Below are 18009 nucleotides of genomic sequence, written 5' to 3' on the forward strand. Positions count from 1 at the left end.
GAAGATGCAGATCAACCGTGTATGGACGGGAGCCCTGGTGCTGGCCGTGGCGATGGTGGCCGCGGTGCCGATGCAGGCGATGGCGAAGAAGCAGAGCGGCACGCCGAGCTGGATGAACGCCGATGGCGAGGTGACCGATTCCTCGAAGGTGGAAGCCGGTTACGGCGAGACCGTCAAGGGCGTCAACGATTACGAAGGCGAGATCACCGGCAAGCCGGCACCGGACAGCAAGTTCACCCAGCTCAAGATCGGCATGCCGATGAAGCAGGTGACCGACCTGATCGGCGAACCCACCGACCAGGGGTCCTATGTCACCGGCAAGGCCTTCATCCCGTTCTTCTACGGCGGCGATCGCTACCGCTACGAACTGGCCTACAAGGGCCAGGGCCGCCTGGTGTTTGCCGGCAAGTCGATGGGCAGCGGCGGCAACCTGATCTGGATCATCCACAACGAGAACGACAGCGGCTACCGCGAGTAAGCGGGCGCAGCAGCACAGCCCGGGCCGCGGTGCGCGCCCGGGCTTTTTTTTGCCTGCGAAAGCCGTTCGTCCTTGCCTTGAGGCATCCGTTGCGGGGGCGGCAGGTGGAAGCCGGGCGCCCGCGCTGGGGACGCGTGCGGCTGGCCCGCAGCGCCTTGCCGGATTCACCGGCCGATATCGCCCGGCCTTGGCGGCGCGCCCGTGTGCGATCGCCGGCGACAGGCCTGCGCGCCGCCGGCGCGTGGCACTCCCGCGCTCAGGTTCCGCTGCGCTCGCCTGCCACCGGGGTCGTATCCAGCGCCGCGAGCAGGTTGGCGCGGCATACCGCGAGGATCTCGTCCGCCAGCGGCGAATCGTCCGGACAGGCCCGCGACATGACGATCGCGCCGAGCGCGTGCGCCAGCATGTCCAGGCGCCTGGCGCGCGCATCGGCGGGGCTGGCGCCGGTCGCTGCGGCGTCCTCGCGCTCCAGGGCCGCCAGTGTGGCCTCGACGCCGTCCGCGAACGCGGACCGGACCATCTCCGGCTCGCGCGCGGCGTCGCCGCCCAGCGCGGCCATGGTGCAGCCCGCCGCGCGGGCATCGCGGTGCGCGCGCGAGACGTAGCGGCGGACGAATTCCCGCGGCTCGACCCCCTCCACCAAGGCCACCGTCTGCGCGATCCCGCACGCCGTCGCCTCCGCCATCAGGTCGGCCTTGGACGGGAAGTGCTTGTAGAAGCCGCCGTGGGTGAAGCCGGCCGCGGCCATCAGATCGGCCACGCCGATGCCTTCGTAGCCGCGTTCGCGAAACAGCGCGGACGCGGTTTCGACGATGTGCGCCCGGTTCGCCTGCGCCTGCGCCTTGCTGACCTTCATTGCGGATGCCTCCAACGGCGCCATTCCAGGCCTAAGGATACATTGATGTTGGTCGTCATCAAAACGTTGACAAGTAAGATTATGGTCGTCATCATTATGGAACTTGCTTCGAACCGCCTGCTCGCCTGTCGCGCCGCCGGCGCGCCTCCCTCCATCGAGAACGTTCTCCGCCATGTCCGACTCCGCACTGTTCACGCCGTATCCGCTGGGCCCGCTGACGCTGGCCAACCGCATCGTCATGGCGCCGCTGACCCGCAACCGCGCGGGCAAGGGCCTGGTGCCCGGCGAACTGGCCGCTACCTACTACGCGCAGCGCGCATCCGCTGGCCTGCTGATCACCGAGGCGACGCAGATCTCGGCGGACGCGCAGGGCTACCAGGACACGCCGGGCATCTACACGCCGGCGCAGATCACGGGCTGGCGCGCGGTCGCCGAGGCGGTGCATGCCAGGGGCGGGCGCATCTTCATGCAGCTCTGGCATGTCGGCCGTGTCTCGCACGTGGACCTACGCCCTGGCGGGACCCCTCCGGTGGCGCCTTCGGCGATTCCCGCGGCCACCAAGACCTTCGTCAACAACGGCTTTGCCGATGTCTCCGCGCCGCGCGCGCTGGCGCGCGAGGAGCTGCCGCGCATCGTGGACGACTTCCGCCAGGCCGCGGTCAACGCCATCGCCGCCGGCTTCGACGGCGTGGAGCTGCACGGCGCCAACGGCTACCTGCTGGAGCAGTTCATCAAGGACGGCGCGAACCAGCGCAGCGACGCCTATGGCGGTTCCATCGAGAACCGCGCGCGGCTGCTGCTCGACGTCGCCGCGGCGGTGGCGCAGGCGATCGGCGCCGAACGCACCGGCGTGCGCATCTCGCCGGTGTCGCCGGCCAACGGCATCTCCTGCAGCGATCCGCAGCCGCAATACGACTACATCGCCGAGCGGCTCAGCGCGCTGGGCGTCGTCTACCTGCATGTCGTGGAGGGCGCCACCGGCGGGCCGCGCGACGTGGCGCCGTTCGACTACGCGGCGCTGCGCCGCCGCTTCAAGCAGACCTATCTCGCCAACAACGGCTACGACCAGGCGCTGGCCAGTGCCAGTCTCGTCGCCGGCCGCGCGGACCTGTTCGCCTTCGGCCGCGCGTTCATCGGCAATCCCGATCTGGTCGATCGGCTCAAGGCCGGCGCGCCGCTGGCCGCGCTCGATCCGGCCACGCTCTACGGCGGCGGCGCCAAGGGCTATACCGATTACCCGACGCTGGCCGAGAGCGCCAGCGGCTGACACTGCCCCGCATCACCGGCCGCGTCCTGGCGGCCGCACCTTCCCTTTGATCCGAAGAGACCACTCGCATGAGCAGCAACTCCACCGTCCTCATCACCGGCGCCTCCAGCGGCATCGGCGCCATCTACGCGCAACGCTTCGCCCAGCGCGGCCATGACCTGGTCCTGGTCGCGCGCGACAAATCCCGCCTGGATGCGCTCGCCGCGCGCCTGCGCGAGGAACACAAGGTCGCAGTCGACGTGCTGCAGGCCGACCTGACCGCACAGGCCGACCTGGCCACGGTCGAAGCGCGCCTGCGCGACGACGCGCGCATCGGCATCCTGATCAACAACGCCGGCATGGCCCAGTCGGGCGGCTTCGCCGAGCAGACGGCGCAGGACGTCGAACGCCTGGTGGCGCTCAACACCACCGCGCTGACGCGGCTTGCGGTGGCGATCGCGCCACGGCTGGCGCAGTCCGGCAGCGGCGCGATCGTCAACATCGGCTCGGTGGTCGGTCTGGCGCCGGAATTCGGCATGACCGTGTACGGCGCGACCAAGGCCTTCGTGCTGTTCCTGTCGCAGGGCATGCACGTGGAACTGGCGCCCAAGGGCGTGTACGTGCAGGCGGTACTTCCGGCGGCCACGCGCACCGAGATCTGGGAGCGCGCGGGCATCGACGTCGATACGCTGCCCGAGGTGATGGACGTGGAAGAGCTGGTCGATGCGGCGCTGATCGGCTTCGACCGCCGCGAACTGGTGACGATCCCGCCGCTGCACGATGCCGATCGCTGGGACGCGCTGGACGGCGCCCGACAGGCGCTGCTGGGCAGCATCCGGCAGGCCAATGCCGCGGAACGCTATCGGCCGGCGGCCTGACGCCCGCAGCAACGCGCCTGGCGCGATCGGGACGATCCACATGCAAACACAACGCGATGGTTGGGTGCTGATCACCGGCGCCTCGAGCGGATTCGGCGAGGAGTTCGCCAGGCAGTACGCGGCGCGCGGCCACCGGTTGATCCTGGTCGCGCGGCGCCTGGACCGGCTGGATGCGCTGGCGCAGGCGTTGCGGCAGCGGCACGGCGTCGAGGTCCTCGTCGAGCAGGTGGATCTGTCGCAGATCGCGGCCGTGCGCCTGCTCCACGCCGGCTTGCAGGCGCGCGGCATCGAGGTCGAGGTGCTGATCAACAATGCGGGGCACGGACTGCAGGGGCCGTTCCTGGATGGCGACCTCGAGCCGGCGTTGTCGATGATCCAGCTGGACATCGCCAGCCTGACCGCGATGACCCACCTGTTCGGCCAGGACATGCGCCGGCGCGGGCGCGGCAGGATCCTGCAGGTGGCCAGCCTGCTGGCCTACCAGGGCGTGGAAAACTTCGCGGTGTATGCGGCCGCGAAGGCCTACGTGCTGCGCTTGGGCGAGGCGCTGCATCGCGAGTTCGCGCGCGACGGCGTCACCGTCACCACGCTGTGCCCTGGGCTGACCGACACCGGGTTCGCGCGCGTCGCCCAGCAACGGATCACGTCGCAGTTGAAGGCGTTGATGATGCAGACCCCGCCGGTGGTGCGCGCCGGCATGCGCGCGCTGGATGCCGGCCGCATCAGCGTGGTGCCAGGCCTGATCAACAGGTTGAACGCGGTCTTCATGTGGGCGACGCCGCGCTGGATCCACCAGGCCGTGCTGTCGCGCATCCTCAACCGGTGACCGCCATGCGCCCGAGTTTCCGTTCGCTGTCGGTCGTGGTCTCGCTGCTGTTCCTGGTGATCGCCTGCACCTGGATGTTCGTGCCCGGCGCGATGCTGGCGAACTGGGGCATCGGCACCTCGCCAGCGGCCGAGCTGATGGCGCGGCGCGGGGCGGCGCTGTATGCGGGCCTGAGCGTAATGTTCTTCATGGCGCGCGGCGCGGCCCCGACGCCGGCGCGTTCGGCGCTGGTGGCGGGCTTCGTCACCGCCTGTGCCTTGCTGGCGGCGCTGGGCATCGGCGAACTGGCCAGCGGCCACGCGGGCCGCGGGATCCTGGTCGCGGTCGTGCTCGAAAGCGTGTTCGTCCTCGCGTTCCTTTTCGTCAGGGAAAAATCATGAAAGCGTTCTTCATCGAAGGCTATGGCCACAAGCATCCAGGCCGGATCGGCGCGCTGCCCGAGCCGGAGGTGGGCGAGGACGAGGTGCTGGTCGAGGTGCATGCCGCCAGCGTCAACGTGCTCGATGCGAAAATCCGCAAGGGCGAGTTCAAGCTGATCCTGCCGTACCGCTTTCCGCTGGTGCTGGGCAACGACCTGGCCGGCGTGGTGCTGCGGGTCGGGACCGGCGTGCGCGGCTTCAAGCCGGGCGACACGGTGTATGCGCGTCCCGACCACACGCGCATCGGCAGCTTCGCCGAACGCATCGCGGTCAAGGAAAGTGCGCTGGCATTGAAGCCGGCCAGGTTGAGCATGGAAGAAGCCGCCGCGGTGCCGCTGGTCGCGCTGACCGCGTGGCAGGCCCTGGTCACGACGGCGCGGCTGCAGAAGGGACAGAAGGTGCTGATCCATGCCGGCTCCGGCGGCGTCGGCAGCATCGCCATGCAGCTCGCCAAGCACCTCGGCGCCTACGTCGCGACCACCACCGGTACCGGCAATGTCGGCTGGGTCAAGGCGCTGGGCGCCGACCTGGTCATCGACTACCGGACGCAGGACTTCGCGACCGCCTTGCGCGACTACGACGTGGTCCTCAACAGCCTGGGCAGCGACGTGCTGGAGAAATCCCTGCGCGTGCTCAAGCCCGGCGGCAAGCTCATTTCCATCTCCGGCCCGCCGGACCCGGACTTCGCCGTGCGACAAGGCCTGGCATGGCCGCTGCGGCAGGCGATCCGCCTGCTGAGCGGCGGCATCCGCAGGAAGGCCAGGCGGCACGGCGTCGACTACGCGTTCCTGTTCATGACCGCCAACGGCGAACAGTTGCGTGAGATCGGTGCGCTGATCGAGGCCGGCGTCATCACGCCGGTGTTGGATCGGGTGTTCCCGCTGGAGCAGGCGGCGCAGGCCCTGGCCTACGTCGAGAGCGGACGCGCCAAGGGCAAGGTGGTGATCCAGGTCGGTCAGCGCTGAGCGTTGGCCGACCCGCGCGCGCGGCGCGCTACAGCGCCTGCAGAATCAGCGAATGCCAGCCGGTGCGATAGGTTTCGTAGCCGGGCGAGGCCGCATGCGCGATGCAATGCGGACGCCCGTCGAGATCGCTCAGCACGGCGCCGCGCGGTTGCTTGAACAGCGCGTCGCGGCCCTGGAATTCGATCCGGTCCTGCAGCATGCGCCCGGCCGAATCGGCCAGGACCTGGCCGCGCTGGTCGACGATGCAGACCCGGCTGCGGCCCCATTCCTGCTCCGACAGCGGCGTGCGCTGCACCACCGTCTGCGCCAACGCGTCCCAGCGGAACACGATGCCGAGCACGCCCAGCACGCGGCCGTCGACGCGGCCGCCGTCGCGCACCGTGCACGAATACACCAGCACGCGTTCGCCATCGGCCAGCGTGCTGGCATGCACGTCCTGGAAGCCGAATTCCTCGCCGCTGCGGGTGCGCGTGGCGTCTTCGAACCAGGCCTGCCCGGAGACGTCGCTGCCGGCCGAGGCGTACTGCTGCGGCCGGCCATTGGTGAGGATGCGGCCGTCGGTGCCGGCCAGCACCAGGTCGAAGTAGACGGTGTACGAATCCAGGATCTGGCCCATGCGCCGCGACGCGTAGGCGAGTTCGTCGTCGCCGCGGCCGGGGCGCGCGGCGGCGACGATGGCCGCGTCGGTCGCCCACCAGCGCACGTCGCAACTGCGTTCGTAGAGGTTGCGGTCGATCAGGTCGATGTTGCTCAGCGCCAGTTCGCTCAGGCGCGTGCGGCGCACGTCGTCTTCCAGCCGCTGCAGGGTGTGGCGCATGTCGGCGCTGGTGCTGGCGGCGACCTTGTCCAAGTCCTGGGTGGCATCGGCGACGCGCCGCGACAGCACGTCCATTTCCTGCGCGATGACGCTGAAGCCGCGCCCGGCCTGGCCGATCCGCGCCGATTCGATGCGGGCATTCATCGAGATCACGTGGGTGGTGCGGTTGATCTCGTCGATGCGCTGCAACGACCGCCGCAGCTGTCCGAGCAGTTGATCGGACAGGCCGACCACGGAGCGGATGTGGTCGTCGATTCCCGCTTCGGTGGGCTTGGCTGGCAGGTTCATGGGTGCCGTCGGTGGGAGGGGAGGGAACAGCGGACGCAACGTGGGATAAGGGAGGTAGCGGCCGCAAATGCACCGGCTTTAGCGCCGATCGCGCCGGCTTCCATTGCCCGAATGCCTTGCCGCGCCTGGGTTGCGCCACCGTCGGCACGATGGCGGCGAGGCCGAACTCGTCTACCATCTGCCCCAGGACCGGCGCCGCCGGATCATTGGTACGCCGCCCAGCGCCGTGCCGGCTTGGGCATGGAGTGCGGATGGAAGCGTTGATCGTGTTGGTGGTGGTGGCGGTATTGGCAGTGCCGATCCTGATCATCGTGATGCTGGTGGCGCTGGCCGGCGTGCGCCGGCGCGTGGCGGCGCTGGAACTGCAACTGGCGCAACTGCGCGGCGCGGCGCCGCAGCCCGCGCACGCCGCGTCCCGCTTCGACGCAGCCAGCGACGCCGATGACGTCTGGACCGAAGCCGAGAGCGCTGCGCCGTTCGCCGCGGACGATGGCGTGGAGGATCGTCCGTTCGTCGTGGCCGCGGCTGCCGCCCCGACAGCGCCCACGCCACCGCCGCTTCCGCCGCCGTTCGTCGCGCCGACCGCCAGCGCGAACGCGGCCGCGGACCCCGTCGCCGCGCCATTGCCGCCGGCACCGCGCGGCCCGGATCCGATCGAGCGGCTGTTGGCCGGCACCAAGCGCTGGTTCACCGAAGGCAACGTGCCGGTGAAGATCGGCATGCTGGTGCTGCTGGCCGGCGTCGCCGCGCTGCTGAAGTACGCCGGCGACCAGGGCTGGCTGCGCATGCCGATCGAACTGCGCTACGCCGGCATCGCCGCCGCGGCGCTGGGCGGCCTGGGCTTCGGCTGGCGCCAGCGCGAACGCAAGCGCAGCTTCGCGCTGGCCTTGCAGGGCGGCGCGATCGGGGTGTTGCTGCTGACGGTGTTCGCCGCGTTCAAGCTGTCGGGGCTGATTCCGGCCAGCGCCGCGTTCGCGCTGAGCATCGTGCTGGTGGCCAGCATGTGCGTGCTGGCGGTCGTGCAGGAATCGCGCACGCTGGCCGTGCTGGCCACGCTGGCCGGATTCCTGGCGCCGATCTGGCTGTCCACCGGCAGCGGCAACCATGTCGGCCTGTTCTCCTACTACGCGGTATTGAACGCGGCGGTGTTCGCGATCGCCTGGTACCGGCCGTGGCGGGTACTGAACCTGCTCGGGTTCGGTTTCACCTTCGGCATCGGCACGCTGTGGGGCGCGCTGCAGTACCAGCCGGCGAAGTTCGCCAGCACCGAGCCGTTCCTGCTGCTGTTCTTCGCCTTCTACCTGCTGATTCCGATCCTGTACGCGCGGCGCCAGCCGGCCACGCGCGGCAACCTGATCGACGGCAGCCTGGTGTTCGGCACGCCGCTGGTCGCGTTCTCGCTGCAGGCCGGGCTGCTGCGCGGCGAGGGCTTGCCGCTGGCGCTGTGCGCGCTGGGCCTGGCGGCGGTGTATGCGGTGTTGGCCGCGGCGCTGATCCGGCGCGAACGCTTCGCGGTGCTCGGCCACGCCTATGCGCTGCTGGCGGTGGGCTTCGCCACGCTGGCGGTGCCGCTGGCGCTGTCCGCGCGCGCCACCGCCAGCATCTTCGCGCTGGAAGGCGCGGCGTTGGTGTGGCTGGGCTTGCGGCAGCGGCGCTGGCTGCCGCAGGTCACCGGCGCCGGCCTGCAACTGGCCGCGGCGGTCGGCCTCGTGCTGGCGCAGGCCGTTGCCTGGAGCGTCACCACGGCGGTGGTCAATGCCACCTTCATGAGCGGTGCTCTACTGGCCCTGGCCGGTTTCGCCAGCGCCTGGAGCTATCGCCGCGCCGGCGCCAATGCGCCGGCCTTGGTGTACTACCTGTGGGGCCTGGCGTGGTGGTGCGGGATCGGTGTCTCCGAGATCGAACACTTCGTCGCGTCCGCGGCGCAGGCCGACGTGTTGCTGGCGTTCGTCGCGCTCAGCGGCTGGCTGGCCGCCGAGGCGCAGCGCCGCTGGCCGGCGCGCGCGCTGGCCACGACCACGCTCGTTGGGCTGCTGCTGGCGCTGCCGCTGGCGCTGCTGCAGGCCGAAGCGCACGGCCAGCCGTTCGCCGGGCATGGCGCCTGGGCCTGGACGCTGTTCGCGGTGCTCGGCGTGCGCAGCCTGATCTGCCTGCGCGGCAGCGGCGGCTGGGTGGCGCGGGCGGCGCAATTCGCCTGGTGGCTGGTGTGGCCGTCGGTGCTGTCCCTGCTCGGTATCTGGCTGGCGCAGCACTTCGCCCTGGCCGAGGGCTGGCAATGGGCCTTGCTGCTGGCGCCATGGCTGCTGGTGGCGGCGTTGTCGCTGCTGCGCTGGCCGTGGCTGGCCGCGCCGCTGGGGGCGGAGTTCGACCGGTGCCGCACGGCGCTGCAGGGCAGCTATTTCGGCCTGCTCGGCCTGGCCTGGCTGTGGACGCTGTGCGTGCCCGGCGCCAGCGCGCCGCTGCCGTGGGTGCCGCTGCTCAATCCGCTGGAACTGAGTCAGCTGCTGGCGGTGGCGCTGGCCGCGCGTTGGCTGTGGTCGGCGACCGCGCCGGCGCTGTTGCGGGCGCAGCGCCTGCAATTGCTGGCCGCTGTCGGATTCCTGTGGGTCACCAGCGTGACCCTGCATGCGGTGCACTACTGGGCGCCGGTGCCGTGGGCGTCGCTGTTGTCTGCCAGCGTGGCGCAGACCAGCCTGACCGTGGTGTGGAGCGTGCTCGGCGTGCTCGGCTGGGTGCTCGGCTCGCGCCGCGGCCAGCGCGGCCTGTGGCTGGCCGGTGCGCTGCTGATGGCGGTGGTGCTGGGCAAGCTGTTGCTGGTGGATCGCGGCAACCTCGGCAATGTCGCCGGCATCGCTTCGTTCATCGCCTACGGCCTGCTGTGCACCGTGGTCGGCTATTTCGCGCCTGCACCGCCGCGCGCCACCGAACCGGCCGAGGAGGCCCATCCATGAAACGCCTGATCCTTCCGGCAATGCTGCTGGCCTTGGTTCCGCTGGTCGGCGTCGCCGCCAGCCAGCGCGACGACTATGCGCAGCAATGGCCGCTGACCCTGCAGGATCCGGCGGCCGGCGCCTACCGCGTGCAGCTCGACGATGCGGTGTACCGCAGCGCGCACCTCGCGTCGCTGGGCGACGTGGAGGTGTTCAACGCGGCTGGCGACCCGCTGCCGGCGGCCGTGTTCGCGGCCGAACAGGCCGAGAGTGCGCCGCGCCGGCAGCCCTTGCCCTGGTTCCCGCTGCCGGCCGTGGCCGCTGGCGGTGCCGACAACCTGGAGCTGATCGCCGAGCGCGATAGCGACGGCAGCGTGCGCCGCATCCGCACGCGCATTGCCAGCGGCGGCGCGACCAGCGCCGACGCCGGTTGGTTGATCGATGCCAGCGCGTTGCGCGAGCCGTTGCGCGCGCTGTCGCTGCAGTGGGCGGCCGATACGCAGCCGCGGCAGGCGCGCTACCGGGTCGAGGCCAGCGACGATCTGCGCGACTGGGATCTGCTGGTGCCGGAGGCGACCCTGGTCGACCTGGCCAACCAGGGCAAGCGCCTGCAGCAGTTGCGCATCGCCATCGATCGCAAGGTGCGCTACCTGCGCCTGCTGCCGTTGTCGCCGCCGCCGCTGCCGGCGCTGACCGGGGTGGAGGCCGAACTGGCGCCGGCACCGGTCGCCGCCGACTGGCACTGGCAGCAATTGGACGCGCTGCACGCCGATCCGGCGCAGCACAGCTTCGACTTCGTATCGCCCGGCCGCTATCCGGTCGCGCAGATCGACATCGCGCTGCCCGGCAACAGCGCGATCGAATGGCGCGTGCAGAGCCGCGACAACGCCGAGGCGCCATGGCAGGACCGGGCCGGGCCGTGGGTGGCCTACCAGGTCGGCACTGGCGCCGGCCGCTCGCCGCCGCAGGCGCTGGCGCAGCCGGTGCGCGACCGTTACTGGCGGCTGCTGGCCACGCAGGACCCGGGCAAGCAGCGGCCGGCGCTGCGCCTGGGCTATCAGCCGGAGACGCTGATCTTCCTGGCCCAGGGCGTGCCGCCGTACGCGCTGGCTGCCGGCAGCGCGCGCACCCAGCGCGCTGCCGCGCCATTGGCGACCACCTTGCAGGCGCTGCGCGCACAACGCGGCCCGCAATGGACGCCAGCCACGGCCACGCTCGGCGCGGCGACCCCGTTGGCCGGTGCCGCGGCGCTGCAGGCGCCGGCCGCGCCGCGCGACTGGAAGACCTGGCTGCTGTGGGCGCTGCTGGTCGGCGGCGCGCTGATCGTGGTCGGTTTCGCGGTCAGCCTGTTGCGCAAGCCGGTCGCGCCCGGCGCGGACTGAGCGTCGCCGGCGTCGCCGGCGTTGCCGCGCCACGCGCCTGCTGCGGCGTGGCGAGCCTCGATGCGCGCGGGGTTTTGCGCGGGCCGCTGCGCTGCGCCACCCGCTGCGCGATGTCTCGATTTGCCGCTGCGCGGCCGACACCGGACAATGGCCGCCTCGGCCCCGCCCGCGCGCGCTGGCGCCAGCGCGCCTAAAGCGGGCGTTCCGACCGCCGCGCCCAGGCTGCGCACCGCATCCTCTTTCCTCAGCAACCCCACGATAGCGAGCAACCGACAATGCCCATCCTGCGAATGACCGACCTCGACCTGTCCGGCAAGCGTGTGCTGATCCGGCAAGACCTCAACGTGCCGATCGACGACAACGGCCAGATCACGTCCGAGCAGCGCATCCTGGCTTCGGTGCCGACGCTGAAGCGCGCGCTGGAACAGGGCGCGGCGGTGATGGTGACCTCGCACCTGGGGCGGCCCAAGGAAGGCGTGTGGACGCAGGCCGATTCGCTGGCGCCGGTCGCCGCGCGGCTGACCGCGCTGCTCGGCACCGAGGTGCCGCTGCTGCGCGACTGGGTCGACGGCGTGGAGGTGCAGCCCGGGCAGATCGTGCTGCTGGAGAATTGCCGCATGAACGTCGGCGAGGGCAAGGACGACGAGGCGCTGGCGAAGAAATATGCGGCGCTGTGCGACGTGTTCGTGATGGATGCGTTCGGCACCGCGCACCGCGCGCAGGCGTCCACCCACGGCGTGATCCGGTTCGCCCCGGTGGCAGCCGGCGGCCCGCTGCTGATGGCCGAGCTGGACGCGCTGGCCAAGGCGCTGGAGCACCCGGCCAAGCCGCTGCTGGCGATCGTCGCCGGCAGCAAGGTCTCGACCAAGCTGGAACTGCTGTCGAATCTGGTCAACAAGGTCGAGCAGCTGATCGTCGGCGGTGGCATCGCCAACACCTTCATCGCCGCGGCCGGCCATCCGGTCGGCAAGTCGCTGTGCGAGCCGGACCTGCTCGACACCGCGCGCAAGATCGTCGCCGACGCCAATGCGCGCGGCGCGGCGATCCCGCTGCCCACCGACGTGGTGGTGGCCAAGCAGTTCTTGCCCGATGCCGAGGCCACGGTGAAGGCGCTGGCCGACGTCGCCGACGACGACCTGATCCTGGACATCGGCCCGCAGACCGCGGCGCACTACGCCGAGCTGATCGCCAAGGCCGGCACCGTGGTGTGGAACGGCCCGGTCGGCGTGTTCGAGTTCGACGCGTTCGGTCACGGCACCGAAACCCTGGCGCGCGCCATTGCCGCCTCGCCTGCGTTCTCCATCGCCGGCGGCGGCGACACCCTGGCCGCGGTCGACAAGTACGGCATCGCCGAGCAGGTCAGCTACATCTCCACCGGCGGCGGCGCGTTCCTGGAGTTCCTGGAAGGCAAGACCCTGCCGGCGGTGGCCGCCCTGCAGGCGCGCGGCGCGTGAGCGCGCCCACCCTGTTCTTCGACCTGGACGGCACCCTGGTCGATTCGGAGATCGGCATCGTCGGCAGCATCGCGCATGCGTTCGAGCAGTTGCACCAGCCGGTGCCGGGGCCGGACGCGCTGCGCGCCTGGATCGGCCCGCCGCTGCGCGACAGCTTCCACGCGCATTTCGACGATCCGGCCGTGGTCGAGCAGGCGTTGGCGCTGTACCGCCAGCGCTACGACGAGCGCGGCTGGCGCGAGCACACGGTGTTTCCGGAGATCGGTGCGGCGGTCGAGGCATTGGCCGCGGCCGGCCATCGCTTCGCGGTGGTGACCTCGAAGAACGAGCGTTTCGCCCGGCGCATCGTCGAGACGCTGCCGTTCGCCGCGCATTTCGAGGAGGTGGTCGGCGCCAGCGAGGACGGCCAGCGCCGCTTCAAGCCGGACCTGATCGCCGAGGCCCTGCGGCGGCTGTCGCTGCAGCCGGCGCAGTGCGTGATGATCGGCGACCGGCGCATGGACATCGAAGGCGCCAACCACCACGGCATGCGCAGCATCGGCGTGCTGTGGGGCTTCGGCGACGAGGCGGAGCTGCGCCAGGCCGGCGCCAGCGCGCTGGCGCAGGTGCCGGCGCAGTTGCCGGGCTTGGTGGCTTGACGGCGGGGATTGGGGAGTCGGGATTGGGGATTGGTGAAAGCGGGAGCGCCGCCGTGGGCCGGGCGGTGCGGCTGCGAGTCCACATACTGTCCCGCACTGTCTGCAAGACATGCATGAATTCGCGGTGGCCTATTCCGATTCGCCATCCTGTCGCAGGGGCGCCTGTGCTAGTTTTGACGGCTTTTCCAGGGAACGACGTATCATGATCGAACGCCAGCGCCGCACCAAGATTCTCGCCACCCTCGGCCCGGCCACGGATCCGCCCGGCGTGCTCGAGGACCTGTTCCGCGCCGGCGTCAACGTCGTGCGCCTGAATTTCTCCCACGGCGACCCGTCCGGCCAGGCCAAGCGCGCCGCCGAAGTACGCGCCGCCGCGCAGCGCGTGGGCAGCGAAGTGGGCATCCTCGCCGACCTGCCGGGTCCGAAGATCCGCATCGAGCGCTTCGCCGCCGGCAAGGTGTCGCTGAAGGCCGGCGCGCGCTTCGACCTGGTCGCCGACGCCAATGCGCCGGCCGGCAACGAAAACGAGGTCGGCGTCAGCTATCTGGGCCTGCCCAACGACGTCAAGCCCGGCGACGTGCTGCTGCTCGACGACGGCCTGCTGCAGTTGCAGGTGGTCGAGGTCGACGGCCCGCGCATCGTCAACACCGTGCTCAACGACGGCGTGCTGTCCGATCGCAAGGGCCTGAACAAGCAGGGCGGTGGCCTGTCGCTGGGCGCGCTGACCAAGCGCGACGAAGAACTGATCGGCATCGTCGCCAAGATCGGCGTGGATTTCATCGCGGTGTCGTTCTGCCGCAATGCGCAGGACATGCACGACGCGCGCCGCATCGCCCAGGAACACGGTTGCAACGCCGCGCTGGTGTCCAAGATCGAGCGCACCGAGGCGATCGAGAACCTGAGCGAGATCGTCGAGGCCAGCGACGTGGTGATGGTCGCGCGCGGCGACCTGGGCGTGGAGATCGGCGATGCCGAGCTGCCGGGCCTGCAGAAGAAGATCATCAAGGAATCGCTGGCGCAGAACAAAGTGGTGATCACCGCCACGCAGATGCTGCAGTCGATGGTCGAGAACCCGATCCCGACCCGCGCCGAGGTGCTGGACGTGGCCAACGCGGTGATCGACGGCACCGATGCGGTGATGCTGTCGGCCGAGACCGCCGCCGGCGCCTACCCGGTCAAGGCGGTGCAGGCGATGGCGCGGATCTGCCTGGGCGCCGAGCGCCAGTTCGAGATGGATACCGACTTCGAGGCCGCGCAGCGCAACCTCGAGCGCGCCGACCAGGCGATCGCGATGGCGACGATGTTCCTGTCCGAGCACATCGGCCTGAGCGGCGTGGTCACCCTGACCGAATCCGGCGGCACCCCGCGCTTCCTGTCGCGGTTCCGTTCGAAGATGCCGATCTACGCGTTCACCCGCCACGACGGCGCGCGCCGCGGCATGGCGATGATGCGTGGCGTGTTCCCGATCAACTTCGACAGCCGCGGCCTGACCCCGCGCGAAGCGGCGCGTGCGGCGATCCGCCTGCTGGTCGAGGCCGAGCGCATGGGCCCCGGCGACCGCGTGGTGTTCACCAGCGGCGAGCACATGGAAACGCACGGTGCGACCAACACCCTGCGCCTGCTTGAAGTCGGCCCCGACGGCCGCGCCAGCGGCCTGGGCGAGCTGTAACCGCGCCGGCGTCGCCACGCCGGCCCACCGACCGCGCGCTGCCTGCCTGGGCAGTGCGCGGTTTTTTTATCCCGGCTCCAGCGCAGTACTTCGCTGGACCACGCGCAGGTATGCGCTCGGGCTGTCGATGCAGGGTTTGATCGAGCGGGCCGAGACGAGGCGCAAACTCGACGGTTGGCGATACGTACATGCGTACAGCGTTTGTCCGCTATCGGTGCATGTCGAATATCACGCAGGTCGTGGTCGCATGCGCGTAGAGCTTTCCGCTTTCGTCTTCGACACGCGCCTCGGTCGTGGCAATCCGGCGGCCAGCGTGGATGATCTTGGCGACCGCGCGCAACGGCCCGGTTTGGTGCGAGGCCGGACGCACGATGTTGATGCTCAGCTCTGCCGTCGTGTACGAACGCCCCGCTGCCAGCGTGCTTTGCACCGCGCAGCCAAGCGCCGAGTCAAGCAGCGTCGAAAACCAGCCGCCGTGGACCGTGCCTAACGGGTTGTAGTGCCGGAGCAACGGAATACCCTGGAACACGGCGCGGCCATCATCCACCTCCAGCAGGGTCATGTTCATCGTGTCGTTCATCGGAGGATACGGGAGTTCGCCGGACATCATCGCCTCGAGGATGTCACGTCCGGTTTTCCGGCGATCTGCTCGATTCGCGCAAGACCGGGATTGCCGCCCCCGGCAAGAGCGCGCCGACATGCTGCTTCGTGCTGGGCCAGCCAGTCATTGTTCGATAGGGAATCCATCGGTTGCCTCCGGCGATCGTGTTTGCGAACGTGACAGGGATATGCCGGCAGCAGACAGTGCTCCGGCACGACGTTTCCTACGGTTTTTCCGGACTCGCTTGCAGCGGGCGGGATGTGGCGATGGCTGCGGGCGATGTGCGCACGGGCAGGCACAGCAGCGCGGTGATCAGCGCCAGGCTCATGTGCCACAGGTAGATCGCGTCGAAGTCGGCACGCTGCAAGCTGCCGCTGCCGAGCAGCAGCACGGTCAGCGCCACTCCCATGACCGAGCCGATTTGCCGTACCGCCTGGTTGACGGCACCGCCGACGGCGTAGTGCTCTGCCGGCAAGCGGCTGACCGCGGCCCCGGACAGCGACGGCATGACCATGCCGACCCCGATCCCGCTCAACAGCATGCCGGGCAGCCACTGCGTCACATAGGCCGGTTCGGTGCCAGGCACCAGCAAGAACCACACGGCGCTGGCCGCATAGATCAGGCAGCCCACCACCAGTAACGGGCGGTGTCCATGTCGGCCTGCCACCCGGCCCGAGAGCGCCGCCGCCGGAACGACCATCAGCGGCCCCGGCGCCATCGCCACGCCCGCCAGCGGCAATGGATATTTCCAGATCGCATTCATGTAGAAAAAGAACGCGAAAAACATCATCGAGAACGCGATGCCGAAGCTGAACGTTGCCAGATTGACGTAGCGATAGGTCGCATTGCGAAACAGACGCAAGTCGACCAGTGGAGCAGGGGCGATCCTCGCCCAAACGACGAACCCGACGATGCTCGCCAGTCCGATGCCCGCAGCCGACAGCAGTGCCTGCTGCGACCAGTTCGGCGACTGCGCTTGCACGATGGACAACGCCAACGTGCCGATGCCGACGACGAGCAGGCACATGCCCACCACATCCAGCGGGCGCTTTGTGGTTGGCTGCCTGGATTCGCGCAGCAGCGCCGCACCGCGCCAGATGGAGAAAATCCCCAAAGGCACATTCAGATAGAACGCCCATTGCCAGCCAAGCGAGGCGATCACGAACGACCCCATGCTGGGGCCGACGGCCGCAGCCAGGCCGCCGACAGCACCCCATAGACTGACCGCGACGGCTCGCTTGCCGAGCGGGAATGCCGCCAGCACAAGCGAAAGCGATGCGGGCGTGAGCAATGCGGCGCCCATGGCTTGCAGGCTTCGGGCAAGGACCAGCCATTGCACGCTGGTGGCCAAGCCACAGGCAACGGAGGCCGCCAAGAACAGCGCGACGCCAAGCAGGAATATCTTCTTGCGTCCATGCTTGTCTGCCAATCCGCCCGAGGGAATCAGCATCGCGGCATAGACCACGGTGTAAGCATTGATCACCCACGACAGGTCCGCTGCGGTGGCCTGCGCAAACCCGGCCCGCAAGGCGCTGAAGGCGGCAAACAACATCGTGCCGTCCATCGAGACAAGAAACACCGCCATGCTCACCACCCAGAACACCGGCCACGGTGACGCGGTGTCGGGCGGCTCGCTGGGCAAGGCTTGGCTGTTCGAGTAGGCCAAGGAGTTGTTCCGATCGTTTTCCGCGCGTTGCATGGCAGTTCGTCGCGTCGCCTCAGGCCAATCCGAAGGTCTTTCTCAGGCCTTTTTCGACCGGGCCAGCTGGCAGGAATCGGCGCAACCTGGCCAACAGCGAGGCCTCGCCCTTGGGCGTGCGGCGCATCTTCCAGGTTCCCAACGCCGCATCGAGGATCGTGCTGGCGACGCCCTCGGGATCGGGTGCGTTCTGAACATTCTTCCGAATGGCTTGGGAGACGACAGCGAACTCGCTGCTGTAGTCGGCAATCCTGGACGTTGTCTGTGGCGCGTTGAGATCCAGGTTGGTTTTGGTGAAGGACGGCTCGACCAGCGCCACGCGAATCCCGAATTGGCGTAGCTCGTGATCCAGGGTTTCCGAGAGGCCTTCGACGGCGTGCTTGGAGGCTGCATAGAGCGCCATGTAGGGTGCGGGCAGAAAGCCCAGCACCGAGCTGATGTTGACGATTCGGCCGGAACGCTGCCCACGCATGTGCGGCAGCACCGCCTGGATCGTGCGCAACACGCCGAACAGGTTGGTGTCGAACAACGCCTGAGCTTCTGCAATCGACGTTTCTTCCGTTGCGCCGAGCAAGGTCACGCCCGCGCTGTTGACCAGCACGTCGATACGGCCGGCTTGGGCGATGATGGTCTGGATGCCGCGTTGAACCGACGCGGCGTCCCGAATATCCATCTCGACGAGCGCAACGCCGGGGATCGCCTGTGCCTTTTCGGCATTGCGCACGGTTCCGAATACCTGGCAGCCAAGTTCAGCAAATTTCGCTGCGGCGGCGCGCCCGATGCCCGAGGACACGCCGGTGATGACAACGACCTTGGAATTTTCCATGGCGGTTCCTTTGGTGAGTTGAATTGGTGCGAGGGAT

Annotated in this window: 16 protein-coding genes; 11 read left to right on the plus strand and 5 right to left on the minus strand. The window is 69.5% G+C overall.

What is annotated here, in order from left to right; genetic code table 11:
• Nucleotides 1-52 precede the first annotated feature (52 nt).
• Nucleotides 53-478 (plus strand): hypothetical protein, encoded by a 426-nt coding sequence (locus tag AB3X08_RS05175; RefSeq protein WP_369938433.1) that lies wholly within the window; start codon nucleotides 53-55, stop codon nucleotides 476-478.
• 256 nt (nucleotides 479-734) lie between these two features.
• Here the strand turns inward: AB3X08_RS05175 and AB3X08_RS05180 are convergent, their stop codons facing one another.
• A complete protein-coding gene (locus tag AB3X08_RS05180; RefSeq protein WP_369936709.1) occupies nucleotides 735-1334 on the minus strand; it encodes a TetR/AcrR family transcriptional regulator in 600 nt (199 codons plus the stop codon).
• A 172-nt stretch (nucleotides 1335-1506) separates the two neighbouring features.
• Here AB3X08_RS05180 and AB3X08_RS05185 point away from each other — a divergent pair, with 172 nt between their 5' ends.
• The 5 genes from AB3X08_RS05185 (at nucleotide 1507) to AB3X08_RS05205 (ending at nucleotide 5668) form a co-directional block, all read left to right on the plus strand.
• Nucleotides 1507-2601: an alkene reductase gene (locus AB3X08_RS05185; RefSeq protein ID WP_369936711.1), complete on the plus strand. Its 1095-nt coding sequence runs from the start codon at nucleotides 1507-1509 to the stop codon at nucleotides 2599-2601.
• 68 nt (nucleotides 2602-2669) lie between these two features.
• Nucleotides 2670-3458 (plus strand): SDR family NAD(P)-dependent oxidoreductase, encoded by a 789-nt coding sequence (locus AB3X08_RS05190; protein ID WP_369936712.1) that lies wholly within the window; start codon nucleotides 2670-2672, stop codon nucleotides 3456-3458.
• 40 nt (nucleotides 3459-3498) lie between these two features.
• Nucleotides 3499-4284 carry an SDR family NAD(P)-dependent oxidoreductase gene (locus AB3X08_RS05195; protein ID WP_369936714.1) on the plus strand — a complete coding sequence of 262 codons (786 nt, stop codon included), beginning with the start codon at nucleotides 3499-3501 and terminating at the stop codon, nucleotides 4282-4284.
• A gap of 35 nt (nucleotides 4285-4319) precedes the next feature.
• Nucleotides 4320-4664 carry a hypothetical protein gene (locus AB3X08_RS05200; RefSeq protein WP_369936716.1) on the plus strand — a complete coding sequence of 115 codons (345 nt, stop codon included), beginning with the start codon at nucleotides 4320-4322 and terminating at the stop codon, nucleotides 4662-4664.
• On the plus strand, nucleotides 4661-5668 hold the full coding sequence (locus AB3X08_RS05205) for an NADP-dependent oxidoreductase (RefSeq protein WP_369936717.1): 1008 nt from the start codon (nucleotides 4661-4663) through the stop codon (nucleotides 5666-5668). Before AB3X08_RS05200 ends, AB3X08_RS05205 begins: the two co-directional genes overlap by 4 nt.
• Before the next feature lie 28 nt (nucleotides 5669-5696).
• Here the strand turns inward: AB3X08_RS05205 and AB3X08_RS05210 are convergent, their stop codons facing one another.
• Nucleotides 5697-6773: a methyl-accepting chemotaxis protein gene (locus AB3X08_RS05210; protein ID WP_369936718.1), complete on the minus strand. Its 1077-nt coding sequence runs from the start codon at nucleotides 6771-6773 to the stop codon at nucleotides 5697-5699.
• A 251-nt stretch (nucleotides 6774-7024) separates the two neighbouring features.
• Between AB3X08_RS05210 and AB3X08_RS05215 the strand changes: the two genes are divergently transcribed.
• The 5 genes from AB3X08_RS05215 to pyk all read left to right on the plus strand — a co-directional run bounded on the left by AB3X08_RS05215 (nucleotide 7025) and on the right by pyk (nucleotide 14846).
• The gene (locus AB3X08_RS05215) at nucleotides 7025-9724 is read left to right on the plus strand and encodes a DUF2339 domain-containing protein (RefSeq protein ID WP_369936720.1); all 2700 of its coding nucleotides are present in this window, start codon (nucleotides 7025-7027) and stop codon (nucleotides 9722-9724) included.
• A complete protein-coding gene (locus AB3X08_RS05220; protein WP_369936722.1) occupies nucleotides 9721-11085 on the plus strand; it encodes a DUF3999 domain-containing protein in 1365 nt (454 codons plus the stop codon). Before AB3X08_RS05215 ends, AB3X08_RS05220 begins: the two co-directional genes overlap by 4 nt.
• A gap of 275 nt (nucleotides 11086-11360) precedes the next feature.
• The gene (locus tag AB3X08_RS05225; protein WP_369936724.1) at nucleotides 11361-12539 is read left to right on the plus strand and encodes a phosphoglycerate kinase; all 1179 of its coding nucleotides are present in this window, start codon (nucleotides 11361-11363) and stop codon (nucleotides 12537-12539) included.
• Nucleotides 12536-13177, plus strand: a complete 642-nt coding sequence (locus AB3X08_RS05230) for an HAD-IA family hydrolase (protein WP_369936726.1) — start codon at nucleotides 12536-12538, stop codon at nucleotides 13175-13177. Before AB3X08_RS05225 ends, AB3X08_RS05230 begins: the two co-directional genes overlap by 4 nt.
• Before the next feature lie 202 nt (nucleotides 13178-13379).
• On the plus strand, nucleotides 13380-14846 hold the full coding sequence (gene pyk, locus AB3X08_RS05235) for a pyruvate kinase (protein WP_184411916.1): 1467 nt from the start codon (nucleotides 13380-13382) through the stop codon (nucleotides 14844-14846).
• Nucleotides 14847-15054: 208 nt separating this feature from the next.
• Here the strand turns inward: pyk and AB3X08_RS05240 are convergent, their stop codons facing one another.
• From AB3X08_RS05240 to AB3X08_RS05250, 3 genes are all read right to left on the minus strand, one after another.
• Nucleotides 15055-15426 carry a PaaI family thioesterase gene (locus tag AB3X08_RS05240; protein WP_369936728.1) on the minus strand — a complete coding sequence of 124 codons (372 nt, stop codon included), beginning with the start codon at nucleotides 15424-15426 and terminating at the stop codon, nucleotides 15055-15057.
• A gap of 244 nt (nucleotides 15427-15670) precedes the next feature.
• Nucleotides 15671-17146, minus strand: coding sequence for a DHA2 family efflux MFS transporter permease subunit (locus AB3X08_RS05245; protein WP_369936730.1), 1476 nt, complete (start codon nucleotides 17144-17146; stop codon nucleotides 15671-15673).
• Between the two features lie 19 nt (nucleotides 17147-17165).
• Entirely contained in the window at nucleotides 17166-17972 is an 807-nt protein-coding gene (locus tag AB3X08_RS05250) for an oxidoreductase (protein WP_369936732.1), read from the minus strand.
• Nucleotides 17973-18009: the final 37 nt, after the last annotated feature.

This window comes from Xanthomonas sp. DAR 34887 (genome assembly GCF_041245805.1).
GTDB lineage: Bacteria > Pseudomonadota > Gammaproteobacteria > Xanthomonadales > Xanthomonadaceae > Xanthomonas_A > Xanthomonas_A tesorieronis.

Bases quoted from the DNA above. Each gene is read 5' to 3' on its own strand.
- AB3X08_RS05175 (WP_369938433.1), top strand. From the start codon at position 53: ATGGTGGCCGCGGTGCCGATGCAGGCGATGGCGAAGAAGCAGAGCGGC.
- AB3X08_RS05180 (WP_369936709.1), bottom strand. From the start codon at position 1,334: ATGAAGGTCAGCAAGGCGCAGGCGCAGGCGAACCGGGCGCACATCGTC.
- AB3X08_RS05185 (WP_369936711.1), top strand. From the start codon at position 1,507: ATGTCCGACTCCGCACTGTTCACGCCGTATCCGCTGGGCCCGCTGACG.
- AB3X08_RS05190 (WP_369936712.1), top strand. From the start codon at position 2,670: ATGAGCAGCAACTCCACCGTCCTCATCACCGGCGCCTCCAGCGGCATC.
- AB3X08_RS05195 (WP_369936714.1), top strand. From the start codon at position 3,499: ATGCAAACACAACGCGATGGTTGGGTGCTGATCACCGGCGCCTCGAGC.
- AB3X08_RS05205 (WP_369936717.1), top strand. From the start codon at position 4,661: ATGAAAGCGTTCTTCATCGAAGGCTATGGCCACAAGCATCCAGGCCGG.
- AB3X08_RS05210 (WP_369936718.1), bottom strand. From the start codon at position 6,773: ATGAACCTGCCAGCCAAGCCCACCGAAGCGGGAATCGACGACCACATC.
- AB3X08_RS05215 (WP_369936720.1), top strand. From the start codon at position 7,025: ATGGAAGCGTTGATCGTGTTGGTGGTGGTGGCGGTATTGGCAGTGCCG.
- AB3X08_RS05220 (WP_369936722.1), top strand. From the start codon at position 9,721: ATGAAACGCCTGATCCTTCCGGCAATGCTGCTGGCCTTGGTTCCGCTG.
- AB3X08_RS05225 (WP_369936724.1), top strand. From the start codon at position 11,361: ATGCCCATCCTGCGAATGACCGACCTCGACCTGTCCGGCAAGCGTGTG.
- pyk (WP_184411916.1), top strand. From the start codon at position 13,380: ATGATCGAACGCCAGCGCCGCACCAAGATTCTCGCCACCCTCGGCCCG.
- AB3X08_RS05240 (WP_369936728.1), bottom strand. From the start codon at position 15,426: ATGAACGACACGATGAACATGACCCTGCTGGAGGTGGATGATGGCCGC.
- AB3X08_RS05245 (WP_369936730.1), bottom strand. From the start codon at position 17,146: ATGCAACGCGCGGAAAACGATCGGAACAACTCCTTGGCCTACTCGAAC.
- AB3X08_RS05250 (WP_369936732.1), bottom strand. From the start codon at position 17,972: ATGGAAAATTCCAAGGTCGTTGTCATCACCGGCGTGTCCTCGGGCATC.